This is a genomic window from Pseudomonas sp. AC255 (genome assembly GCF_979258175.1).
Map to the genome: position 1 here is coordinate 2142190 of NZ_OZ409841.1, position 11702 is coordinate 2153891.

The 11702-nt window shown below is 60.9% G+C and carries 9 protein-coding genes; 5 read left to right on the forward strand and 4 right to left on the reverse strand.

Translation table 11 applies throughout. The annotated features are described in order from the left end of the window. Positions 1-68 precede the first annotated feature (68 nt). A complete protein-coding gene (locus tag ACZZ0K_RS09865; protein ID WP_258708206.1) occupies positions 69-1922 on the forward strand; it encodes a polyurethane esterase in 1854 nt (617 codons plus the stop codon). Positions 1923-2064: 142 nt separating this feature from the next. Here ACZZ0K_RS09865 and ACZZ0K_RS09870 read toward each other — a convergent pair whose 3' ends face one another. Next, complete coding sequence (locus ACZZ0K_RS09870) at positions 2065-2289, reverse strand: YgdI/YgdR family lipoprotein (protein ID WP_016774830.1); 225 nt, start codon at positions 2287-2289, stop codon at positions 2065-2067. A 195-nt stretch (positions 2290-2484) separates the two neighbouring features. Between ACZZ0K_RS09870 and ACZZ0K_RS09875 the strand changes: the two genes are divergently transcribed. From ACZZ0K_RS09875 to ACZZ0K_RS09890, 4 genes are all read left to right on the forward strand, one after another. Next, on the forward strand, positions 2485-4137 hold the full coding sequence (locus ACZZ0K_RS09875; protein WP_258706743.1) for a VRR-NUC domain-containing protein: 1653 nt from the start codon (positions 2485-2487) through the stop codon (positions 4135-4137). Further along, positions 4134-6464, forward strand: a complete 2331-nt coding sequence (locus ACZZ0K_RS09880; RefSeq protein ID WP_258706742.1) for an ATP-dependent DNA helicase — start codon at positions 4134-4136, stop codon at positions 6462-6464. The genes ACZZ0K_RS09875 and ACZZ0K_RS09880 overlap by 4 nt, the downstream gene beginning before the upstream one ends. Further along, positions 6457-8376, forward strand: coding sequence for a hybrid sensor histidine kinase/response regulator (locus tag ACZZ0K_RS09885; RefSeq protein ID WP_258706741.1), 1920 nt, complete (start codon positions 6457-6459; stop codon positions 8374-8376). Before ACZZ0K_RS09880 ends, ACZZ0K_RS09885 begins: the two co-directional genes overlap by 8 nt. 78 nt (positions 8377-8454) lie before the next feature. Then, entirely contained in the window at positions 8455-8988 is a 534-nt protein-coding gene (locus tag ACZZ0K_RS09890) for a hypothetical protein (protein ID WP_016774826.1), read from the forward strand. Between the two features lie 234 nt (positions 8989-9222). Here the strand turns inward: ACZZ0K_RS09890 and ACZZ0K_RS09895 are convergent, their stop codons facing one another. The 3 genes from ACZZ0K_RS09895 to ACZZ0K_RS09905 form a co-directional block, all read right to left on the reverse strand. Beyond that, the gene (locus ACZZ0K_RS09895) at positions 9223-9516 is read right to left on the reverse strand and encodes a hypothetical protein (RefSeq protein WP_056786199.1); all 294 of its coding nucleotides are present in this window, start codon (positions 9514-9516) and stop codon (positions 9223-9225) included. Positions 9517-9700: 184 nt separating this feature from the next. Continuing rightward, on the reverse strand, positions 9701-11044 hold the full coding sequence (locus tag ACZZ0K_RS09900; RefSeq protein WP_150740892.1) for a cation:proton antiporter: 1344 nt from the start codon (positions 11042-11044) through the stop codon (positions 9701-9703). Positions 11045-11086: 42 nt separating this feature from the next. After that, positions 11087-11698 carry a Yip1 family protein gene (locus ACZZ0K_RS09905; RefSeq protein ID WP_056786193.1) on the reverse strand — a complete coding sequence of 204 codons (612 nt, stop codon included), beginning with the start codon at positions 11696-11698 and terminating at the stop codon, positions 11087-11089. Between the last annotated feature and the right edge of the window lie 4 nt (positions 11699-11702).

The following is an 11702-nucleotide window of genomic DNA, read 5'->3' on the forward strand; positions in this document are numbered from 1 at the left end:
GCTCCAGAGCCCCGCGCTCTGGCTGTGAGCTATCTCTGACAATTCCAACAACAAGAGAGGCAATGGCAATGGGTGTATACGACTACAAAAACTTCGGCACAGCCGATTCCAAGGCGCTGTTCAGTGATGCCATGGCGATCACGCTGTATTCCTATCACAACCTCGATAACGGCTTCGCCGCCGGTTATCAGCACAACGGCTTCGGCCTTGGCCTGCCGGCGACACTGGTCACCGCACTGATTGGCGGCACCGATTCGCAAGGGGTGATCCCCGGTATCCCGTGGAATCCCGACTCGGAAAAACTCGCCCTCGATGCCGTGAAAAAGGCCGGCTGGACGCCCATCACCGCTGCGCAATTGGGCTACGACGGCAAGACCGATGCACGCGGGACGTTCTTCGGCGAGAAGGCTGGCTACACCAGCGCGCAAGTGGAAATCCTCGGCAAGTACGATGCCCAGGGTCACCTCACCGAACTGGGTATCGCCTTTCGCGGCACCAGCGGCCCGCGCGAAATCCTCATTGGTGATTCGATTGGCGACGTGATCAACGATCTGCTCGCAGCGTTCGGCCCGGCCGATTACGCAAAAAACTACGTCGGCGAAGCTTTCGGCAATCTGCTCAACGATGTTGTCCTATTCGCCCGGGCCAACGGCCTCAGCGGCAAGGACGTGCTGGTCAGCGGTCATAGCCTTGGCGGCCTGGCGGTGAACAGCATGGCTGACTTGAGCGCTGGCAAGTGGGGCGGTTTCTTCGCCGATTCCAACTACATCGCCTACGCCTCGCCGACGCAAAGCAGCACCGACAAGGTGCTGAATATCGGCTACGAAAACGACCCGGTGTTTCGCGCCCTCGACGGTTCGACCTTCAGCAGTGCCTCGGTGGGTGTGCACGATGCGCCGCACACATCCACCACCGACAACCTCGTCAGCTTCAACGATCACTACGCCTCGAACGCCTGGAACGTGCTGCCGTATTCGATCCTGAATATCCCGACCTGGATTTCGCACCTGCCCACTGGCTACGGCGACGGCATGACGCGCGTGCTGGAGTCGAAGTTCTACGACCTGACCAGCCGCGACTCGACGATCATCGTCGCCAACCTCTCCGACGCGGCGCGGGCCAACACTTGGGTACAGGACCTCAACCGTAACGCCGAAACCCACAAGGGCAGCACGTTCATTATTGGCAGTGACGGCAATGACCTGATCCAGGGCGGCAGCGGCAACGACTATCTGGAGGGCGGCGCCGGCAACGACAGCTTCCGCGACAACGGCGGCTACAACGTCATTCTGGGTGGGCAGGGCAACAACACGCTCGACTTGCAGCAGACGGTGAAGAACTTTGATTTCGCCAATGACGGCGCCGGCAACCTGTACATCCGCGATGCCAACGGCGGGATCAGCATTACCCGCGACATCGGCAGCATTGTCAGCAAAGAGCCGGGTTTTCTCTGGGGCGTGTTCAAGGACGACGTGTTGCACAGCGTCACGGCCACGGGGCTGAAAGTCGGCAGCAACCTCACCGCTTATGAGTCGAGCATGAAAGGCACGGCTGCCAATGACACGCTCAAGGCGCATGCGGGCGGTGACTGGCTGTTTGGCCTTGAGGGCAATGATCATTTGCTCGGCGGCGCGGGCAATGATGTGTTTGTCGGCGGCGCTGGCAATGACCTGCTGGAATCGGGCGGCGGGGCGGATACGTTTCTGTTCCACGGCGCGTTCGGCCAGGATCGGGTCGTTGGCTATACGGCCGATGACAAACTGGTGTTTCTCGGCGTACAGGGTGTGTTGCCGGGGGATGATTTGCGCGCCCATGCCTCGGCGGTCGGGCAGGATACCGTGCTGACATTTGGCGGGGATTCGGTGACGTTGGTGGGGGTGGCGCTGGGGAGCCTCAACAGCGACGGGATCGTGATTGCCTGATGGTTATGCGGCGCCAGTAATGGCGCCATCGCTGGCAAGCCAGCTCCCACAGAGTCTGAGTCGTACATCCACGCTGTGAACGACATAAGACCTGTGGGAGCGGGCTTGCCCGCGATTGAAGGATAACGCGGTAATTATCGGATCAGTCTTCCTTACGCACGGTCGCTACTTCATCAGCGCGAACCTTGACCTTGGCGCCGGAAATGTCCTCGAACTCATAGAAACCGTCTTCGGTCTCGGTCTTCGGCATGTCCTCGGTCAGGTACTGGGTGCCGTTCTGCAGCGTCACCACGGTCTGGGTCGAACAGCCGCCCAGCGCCAACAGGGCTGCGACCGCTACAGGAATGCCCAGCATCTTGATTTTCATACCCACCTCTGACTCCTTGCTTGAATGTGATTGCGGGCATTGTCGGCCCTGTAACGCGGTTGGTGCCAGCAGCGGCGGAAAAGTTCGATGGCGGCACGAAAAAATGCCATTGATCTTTTTCCGTTTGCGCCGGGCGGGGCTGAGCTGTTATCTGTACGCATAACCAGTGTTCGCTTGCCGTGGCTTTGAATTCCCGTGACCTCCAACCCTCTCGACGATCCGTTCTATTACCTCAACAACTTCCGGCAAGTGCTTGATTGGCTTGGGCTTCGCTATGCCGATGTGATGAGCGCAAGCGAACACGGCTTCATCCGCGACTTCAATACGCTGCCGCAAGCCTCGCAGGGATTGCTGGTGCGCATGGTCATGCGCAAGGGCATTCACTTTCGCGCGAGCAAACTCAATTATCTGGAAATCGGCGACATCGCTGAGGCGGCGCAGCCGTTGCTTGATCGCGGCTGGCTCGATGAACACGCTGCGCTGACCCTGGCAGAGCTGTTTGATGTCCTGCTCAAGGCCGAGCTGCTGCAAGCGTTCGGCACCTTTATCGATCAACCGAAAGGGCGCAAGGACGAATGGCTGCCCGTGCTGGCCGAACAGTTCAGCGAGTCGCAGGCCCTGCGCGTCTGGGCGCCGCAACTGGCTGATCGGCTGTTCAGCCTCACCCTGATGGACCTGTGCGATCGCCTGCGCCTGATGTTCTTCGGCAATCTGTATCAGGACTGGTCGGAGTTCGTGCTGGCCGACCTCGGCATCTTCACTTATGAAAAAGTCGAGTTCTGCGCTGACTCCCGAGGCCTGCGCAGTCGCGAAGACGTCGACGCCTGCCTGTTCCTGCATCAATGCCAGTTGCGCTTCGAAGCCGGTGAAGCGCTGGACGAGATCGTCGAACAGATCAACGCCGTGCAATTCGACAACCCGTGGCTGCGCCGCCGACAAGCCAAGGCGTTGTTCCAGATCGGCCAGTACGCCGAGCGCATCGGCGACTTTGCGCTGGCCCTGAGTGTTTACCGCGACTGCGCTTATCCGGGCGCACGGCTGCGCATGATCCGTGTGCTTGAACGTTGCGGCGAATATGCATTGGCGCTGGAACTCGGCACGCTGGCCGAACAGGCGCCGCAAAGTGCCGCCGAGCAGCAAGGCTTGCAGCGCATCGTCCCGCGTCTGCGGCGTAAACTCGGTGGCCCGCCGCTCAAGCGTGCCAAGGCCAGAGAGGTCGAGCGCCTCGATTTGCATTTGCCGCGCAGCGATCCGGCGCGGTCGGTGGAATTTCACGTACAAGCGCACTTGCACGCCGATGACGGCCCGGTGCATTACGTCGAGAACAGCCTGATCAATTCACTGTTCGGCCTGTTGTGCTGGCCAGCGATCTTCGCGCCGTTGCCGGGCGCGTTCTTCCACCCGTTCCAGCGCGGCCCGGTGGATCTGCTCAGTGAAGACTTCCTCGAGCGCCGCGCCGAGCTGTTCCAGGCGTGCCTGGGCGAACTCGATGACGGCCGCTACGCCGAGACCATTCGCCAGCGTTTTGTCGACAAGTGGGGCATTCAGTCGCCTTTCGTGTTCTGGGGCGCGCTCAACGAAGACTTGCTGGAGCAGGCGCTGGCCTGTCTGCCCGCCGAACACCTGAAACACTGGTTCAATCGCCTGTTGCTCGACATCAAGGCCAACCGCGCCGGCATGCCGGACCTGATCCAGTTCTGGCCGCAGCACAAGACCTACCGGATGATCGAAGTCAAAGGCCCCGGCGACCGCTTGCAGGACAATCAACTGCGCTGGCTGGAGTTCTGCCACGAGCACCAGATGCCGGTGGCGGTGTGTTACGTGCAATGGGCGGAGCAGAGCGCTTGAGTTACAGCGTTGCCGTGCGTGCACTGTGCGAGTTCACCGCCAAGACCGGTGATCTCGACCTGCGCTTCACCCCGTCACCGACCGCGCTCGAAGGCATCGTCGGCCATCGCACCGTGGCCTCGCGGCGCAGCGAGCAGTACCAGAGCGAAGTGGCTCTGCAAGGCGAATTCGGCGAGCTGAAGGTCAAGGGCAGGGCGGATGGCTACGACCCGGCGCAAAACTGCCTGGAAGAAGTCAAAACCTATCGCGGCGACCTGAGCAGGCAACCGGCCAATCACCGCCAGTTGCACTGGGCGCAGGCGAAAATCTACGGCTGGTTGATGTGCCAGAAACTGCAATTGCAGCAGATCAATCTGGCGCTGGTGTATTTCGACGTCGTCAGCGAAAAGGAAACCTGCCTGGTCGAATCCCACAGCGCCGAGTCACTCCAGACGTTTTTCACGCAGCAGTGCGGCTTGTTCCTGCAATGGGCCGAGCAGGAAATGGCCCATCGCGAAGCGCGCAATCTGGCCGCGCAGCAACTGGCGTTCCCGCATGCGGATTTTCGTCCCGGCCAACGGCATCTGGCCGAATCAGTGTTCAAAGCCGTCAGCACCGGCCGCTGTCTGATGGCCCAGGCACCGACCGGGATTGGCAAAACCCTTGGCACGCTGTTTCCGATGCTCAAGGCCCTGGCGCCGCAGCAACTGGACAAGGTGTTCTTTCTCACCGCCAAGACTCCCGGACGCAAACTGGCGCTCGATGCCAGTCAAGTGTTGTTCAGGCAAGCGCCGGACTTGCCGCTGCGAGTGATGGAAATGGTTGCTCGCGACAAGGCCTGCGAACATCCGGACAAAGCCTGCCACGGTGAATCCTGTCCGTTGGCCCAGGGTTTTTATGATCGCCTGCCGGCTGCCCGCGAATCTGCCAGCCATATCAATCTGCTGGATCAGGCGGCGATGCGTGAAGTTGCCGCGCAGCACAGCGTATGCCCGTATTACCTGAGTCAGGAAATGGCCCGTTGGGCGGATGTGGTGGTTGCCGACTACAACTATTACTTCGACTTCAGCGCGCTGCTGTTCGGCCTGGCCCAGCTCAATCAATGGAAAGTCGCGGTGCTGGCCGACGAGGCGCACAACCTGGTCGAACGCGGCCGGCAAATGTACAGCGCCAGTCTCGACCAGTTCACCCTCGCCAGCGTGCGCAAAACCGCGCCGGCAGCGCTGAAGAATTCCCTGCAACGGGTCAACCGCGAATGGAACGCGCTGCATGCGCCGCAACTGGCGGCGTATCAGGCGTACGACAAGGCGCCGGACAAGCTCCTGCACGCCATCTCGCTGTGTTGCGCGGCCATTGGTGATTACCTCAACGAGCATCCGCAAGGCCTCGACAGCAGCTTGCAGAATTTCTATTTCGATCTGCTGCAATTCGCCCGGGTCGCCGAGCTGTACGACGAGCATTACCTGTTCGATATCAGCAAACGCGATCTCGACCGCAAGCGTCCGCTGTCGCAACTGTGTCTGCGCAACGTGGTGCCGGCGGCGTTCATCGGCCCGCGCCTGACCGCGGCGCGCAGCAGCGTGCTGTTCTCGGCCACGCTGAGCCCGCGCAACTACTACGCCGACCTGCTCGGCACGCCCGCCGACACGGTGTGCATCGACGTCGAATCGCCGTTCAGCGCCGAGCAATTGCAGGTACACATCGTCAGCCAGATCTCCACCCGTTTTAACCATCGCCAGGCCTCGCTGGAGCCTATCGTCGAGCTGATCGCGCGCCAGTTCAGCGAGCGCCCGGGCAACTATCTGGCGTTCTTCAGCAGTTTCGATTACCTGCAACAGGTCGCGACGTTATTGGCCGAGCGCCATCCGCACATCACTCAATGGCTGCAATCGCGGGGCATGGCCGAGGGCGCGCGGCAGGCGTTTCTCGACCAGTTCAGCGCCGACAGCCAGGGCGTCGGGTTTGCGGTGCTGGGCGGGGCATTTGGCGAGGGCATCGATTTGCCCGGCGCGCGGCTGATCGGCGCGTTCATCGCCACGCTGGGGCTGGCGCAGCTCAACCCGGTCAACGAGCAGATGAAGCGGCGCATGGCCGCCATTTTTGGCGCCGGCTACGACTACACCTATCTGTATCCGGGCATGCAAAAAGTCGTACAAGCCGCCGGGCGGGTGATTCGCACCCGCGAGGATCGCGGCACGGTCATGCTCATTGATGACCGCTTTGCCGAAAGCCGCATCCAGCAACTGCTGCCGCAGTGGTGGGCAATCAAAAGCGAGCCGGCACTTTCCAAATCAGTGGATTCACGCATACTTCAGCCCATGACAGTGGCTGGTGAGTGTGATGAGTGAAAACAACAGTACCGCAGCGATCGAAGACAGCCGTTTCCGGCTATTGATCGACGCGGTTGTCGACTATGCGATCTACATGATCGACCCCGACGGTACCATCACCAGTTGGAACTCCGGCGCCAAACGCTTCAAGGGCTACGAAGAAGCGGAAATCATCGGCGAGCATTTCTCGCGCTTCTATACCCCGGAAGACCGCGCCAACGGCATGCCGCAACGGGCGCTGGACACAGCGATCCGTGAAGGTCGCTTCGAAGGCGAGGGCTGGCGCGTGCGCAAGGACGGCACGCACTTCTGGTCGCACGTGGTGATCGACCCGATCATCGACCCCAACGGCAAGCTGCTGGGGTTCGCCAAGATCACCCGCGACCTCACCGACCGCAAAATGGCCGAGGAAACCCTCAAGCAAAGCGAACAGCAGTTCCGCCTGCTGGTGCAGGGCGTCACCGACTACGCGATCTACATGCTCAGCCCCGAAGGCTGCGTCAGCAACTGGAACCAGGGCGCGCAGCGCATCAAGGGTTACTTGCCGGAAGAAATCATCGGCCAGCATTTTTCGATTTTCTACACCCCCGAAGACCGCGAACTCGGCGAGCCGCAGCGCTCGCTGGAGATTGCCACCCGCGAAGGCCGGTTCGAGAGCCGCAGTTGGCGGATGCGCAAGGACGGCACGCGGTTTCTTGCCCACGTGGTCGTCGATGCGATTCGCGGCGACACCGGCACGCTGCTCGGCTTTGCCAAGATCACCCGCGATGTGACCGAGGCGCACGAGGCGCAGCAAGCCCTGGAAAAGACCCGCGAGGCGTTGTTCCAGGCGCAGAAGATGCAGGCGATCGGCCAACTCAGCGGCGGCATCGCCCATGACTTCAACAACCTGCTGACGGTGATTCTCGGCAATCTCGAGATCGTGCAGAAACGCATCGGCGACGCGCCGAAAATCGCTCGACTGCTGGAGAACGCCACCCAAGGGGCCTTGCGCGGTGTCTCGCTGACCCAGCGCATGCTGGCCTTCGCCCGGCGTCAGGAACTCAAGACCGAATCGGTGGATATCCCGCAACTGGTGCAAGGCATCACCGGGCTGCTGCGCAGTTCGCTCGGGCCGGGGATTCGTATCGAAACGCGCTTTCCCGACGATCTGCAGCCAGTGCTGGCCGATAGCAATCAGCTGGAACTGGCGATCCTCAATCTGGCGACCAACGCCCGCGATGCCATGCCCGAGGGCGGCACGGTGATCATTCAGGCGCAAGCCGAAGTGGTGCTGGAACAAACTCATTCGACCCTGGCGGCGGGGCGTTACGTCTGCCTGAGCCTGATCGACAGCGGCGAAGGCATGGACGAAGCCACGCTGGCCTGCGCCCGCGACCCGTTCTTCACCACCAAAGGCCTGGGCAAAGGCACCGGGCTCGGTTTGTCGATGGTGCATGGCTTCATCGAGCAGTTGGGCGGGCGCTTTACTCTCAAAAGCGAGAAGGGCCACGGCACGGCGGCCGAACTGTGGATTCCAGTGGCGCTTGAGCCAACGGCCAGCCGCCCGGCGTACAGCAACGCTGCGCCCATTGCGGTCCCAAGGCTCAGCGTGCTGGTGGTCGATGATGATTCACTGGTGCTGACCAGCACCAGTCTGTTGCTCGAAGACCTCGGTCATCGGGTCATCGGCGCGACTTCCGGCGCTCAGGCGCTGGCGCTGTTCGATCAGCGCGAGGTCATCGATCTGGTGATCACCGACATGGCCATGCCAAAAATGAGCGGCGCGCAACTGGCCCATGCCTTGCGTATGCTCAAGCCGGATCTGCCGATCATTCTCGCCACTGGATATGCCGAACGCCTGGAAGGCTTCGCCGCCGATCTGCCGCGTCTGCCGAAACCGTTCACCCAGTTGAATCTGGTCCAGATCATCGCCCAGTCGATGAAGTGACGCGCTGGTCGATCCGGCTGAACTAGTGCTTAAGCGTGCCTTTCCAAAAGTCTTGTTCACTTTTTGAGGGCACGTCTCTTGTCACGCATATTGACCCAGCCAAGCGCTGTTGAAGAAGCCTTGGCCGAACACGACGCCAAGATGTTTGGCTCACCCAAGGAGCGGCTGGATTTCTACCGCCGGGAAATCCAGTACGAAACCAGCATCCTCGCCAACCGCACCGACGCCTATCTGGCGGCGCAGTCGTTTCTGGTCATTGCTTTCGCCTCGTGCATGGCCAACCTAAATCCCGAGTGGGGCAAGATGTTCACCCTTGTCGTGCCGCCGTTTCTGGCGCTGCTTGGTGTGCTCAGTTCGCTGAATGCCTGGCCGGGGATTCGTGCGGCGTACGACATCATTGATCACTGGCACTTCAAGCAGAGCCAGTTGCTGCACAGCGAACCGGTGATGGGCGCGGCGTATGACGAGTCTCCACTGTTCAGCGAAATGGAATCGAGCCACAAGGGCTATCGCAAGTCGTTGCTGTTCTCGGTGCGCACGCCTTGGATTTTTGCGACGTTCTGGGTGATGTTGGGGGTGTATGCGGTGTTTATTCAGGTGACCAATCCTTGAGGTGGATTGGTCGGGGGCAGGGGACAGGTGCTGGATTTTGTGGTGTTAGTGAGATCTTACCCCCTCACCCCAGCCCTCTCCCCCAAGGGGGCGAGGGGGAAAGGGAGCAGATCTTCATGCTTTTCAAAATCTACATTCGGCGCGGTACGCCAGGTCGGTGTAGCACGTGAGAACACCCCGGTCAGTCCCCTCTCCCTCCGGGAGAGGGCTAGGGTGAGGGGCTTTTGACTTTTATCACGCAATTTCCAGCTCACGCCGCGGTGTAACAGCATTCTGCACCGCTGCCGGAATCGGCGGGAAATCCTCATTCAGCACACACAGATGATCAATCGCATCTTCAAATTTCGCATCGGCTTTCTTGCGCAGTGCCCGGTATTGCTCAAAGCGTTCGAAGTCGGTCGGGGTCTGTTCCAGCAGCGCGTTGGCCGCTCGGTTCAGTTCGTGGGCTTCTTCGAACAGTTGACGATTGCGTTCCAGAGCCAGTGCTCTGCAAGCCTTGATTTGCGCAGGAGTCGAGCATTCGTTCATGACTGTGACCTTGTTTGTGTCGGGGTTCCGTTTGATAGGCTGTTCACCGCAGGGGAACCGAACCTGCCGGGTCGCGCTGGATGGTTGGCGCGGTTAAAGGTGTGACCCTTGGGTCGCGCCCGGCGATCCATTTTTTTGTAGAAAAATCTTCGATGATTTTCGGCAAAGCGCAGCGGTTGAAGAATCAGCTTTTTCGTTGCTTCAGACTTTCATAGCGCGCCAGCATCGGCTGTGTGCTGATGCCATGCAGCAGGATACTCAGGGCCACCACCGACAACGTGATGTCGGTACAGACCTTGGCCACGTCGGAATCGAGGCCATGGTTCAGGGCGAAGAACAGATAGAACAGGCTGCCGATGCCACGAATGCCAAACCAGCCGATCAACAAACGCTGCGGTCCGCTGAGCAGATTGCCCCACGGCATCAGCGCCACGCTCAGTGGACGAATCAGACAGAACAGCACGGCGCCAATCCACAAGGCCCGCCAGTCCCAATGCGCAATCAGCACGACGCCGAGCAAGGTCACCAGAAACACCTCCATCGCCCGCTCGACCAGACTGCCGAATGCGAGCATGTCGCCCATCATGATTCCCGCCGCGACCTGGCTGTCTTCCAGCTTCTCGGTGTCGCCATGCACGGCGTTCTGTGGTTCGACGTTCTGATGACCGACCACCGGCTGCACCAGATGCTCGGCAGGTGCCTGGGTGATGCCCGTGGATTTGACTTCCTCCTGACGCAGACCCAGGCCAGCAGCGAAGACCGCAAGAAAGCCGTAGCCGCCAATGGCGTCGGCCACCACGTAGGACAGCGCGATCAGCGCGAGAGTGAGGTAATCGTTCGGGCCGAGGGTGCTGTCCTCGTTGTGAATGCGCAGCAACAGAGCGATGCGGCCAATGCCGCGCCCCATCCAGTAGCCGGTGAGCAAACCCGCCGGCACCGCCCATAACAGACTGCGAAGCACCCAGTGCTGCCATTCGCCAGCGCTGCCGTCACCGTGCAGCAACAGCAGACCGAGAATCACGAAAGGGAAAGCCACGCCATCATTGAGCCCGGCTTCACCGGAGAGGCCGAAGCGCACGCTGTCGACGTCCTGCGCATCATTGACCTGCACCAGTGCGGCGAGCACCGGGTCGGTCGGGGCCAGAATCGCGCCGATCAGCAACGACGGTCCCCACGGCAATTGCAGGCCCCAATGCAATAGCAGGCACACGCCGATAATCGTCAGAATCATTACCGGCCCGGCCAGACCAAAAGCGATACGCCAGGTCTTGTGGGCCAACGGCAACCGCAGCTTCAGACCGCAGACGAACAAGGAAAAGAGCACCGCGACTTCAGTCAGGTGCTCCATCCACAATGATGATTCTTCCAGCGGCAATTGCAGCAGGTCGAGGCCGCTGGGGCCAATGGCAATGCCCAGCAGCAGGCACACCGCCGAGGTGGTGACCGGCATCCAGCGCAACCATGACGACGTCAGGGCCAGCGTCAGCAGCACGGCGCCGAGCACCGCGACCCATACGCCGAAACTCATGACCGCTCACTTCGGTGAATTCTCGAGGACAGGCGCACCGGGTCAGCTCACGGTCGTGCGCAGGTACTCGGGGATGAGCACGTTGAACCACAGCAGGATCATCGACACCAGCATGGTCACCAGCACCAGCAGGCCAACGCCCCACACGCACGCCGAATACAGCAGGCCTTGCTCCTTGCGCTCATGCATGAAGGTCGGCAGGCCGACGAACAGCAAAAACGTCGAATAGATCGACGCCGCGCCGAGCACCAGAATCGCCAGCCAGCGGCTCGGGTACAGCCCGGCGATCCCGGCGAGGAAAAACGGCGTCACCGTGTAAGCGGCAAAACCGATGCATTGATTCAGCGTTGGCCGCGCATCGAACGATCGCGACATCCAGCGAATGAATCCGCCGATAACCGCCACACCGGCGACAATCGTCACGTACAGCAGCACGCTCAACTGCAGGGCGCTGGCCGTGCTCAGGCGCACGTTCTCACCCGCGGCGAGGCTCCAACCGACTTGAGTGGTGCCGATGAACAGGCACACGGCCGGAATCAACGCGAGCAGCAGCAAATGCGCGAGGTAGTGGCGGGGATGGGTTTCTTCTTCGCGGCGGATATCGGTCCAGGCGAAGTTGGGTTGGGTGAAGAGTCTGACGAGGGGGGCGGACATGACA

Coding starts and splice junctions, on each gene's coding strand:
- ACZZ0K_RS09900 (WP_150740892.1), bottom strand. CDS start 11,044: ATGAGTTTCGGCGTATGGGTCGCGGTGCTCGGCGCCGTGCTGCTGACG.
- ACZZ0K_RS09895 (WP_056786199.1), bottom strand. CDS start 9,516: ATGAACGAATGCTCGACTCCTGCGCAAATCAAGGCTTGCAGAGCACTG.
- ACZZ0K_RS09865 (WP_258708206.1), top strand. CDS start 69: ATGGGTGTATACGACTACAAAAACTTCGGCACAGCCGATTCCAAGGCG.
- ACZZ0K_RS09870 (WP_016774830.1), bottom strand. CDS start 2,289: ATGAAAATCAAGATGCTGGGCATTCCTGTAGCGGTCGCAGCCCTGTTG.
- ACZZ0K_RS09905 (WP_056786193.1), bottom strand. CDS start 11,698: ATGTCCGCCCCCCTCGTCAGACTCTTCACCCAACCCAACTTCGCCTGG.
- ACZZ0K_RS09885 (WP_258706741.1), top strand. CDS start 6,457: ATGAGTGAAAACAACAGTACCGCAGCGATCGAAGACAGCCGTTTCCGG.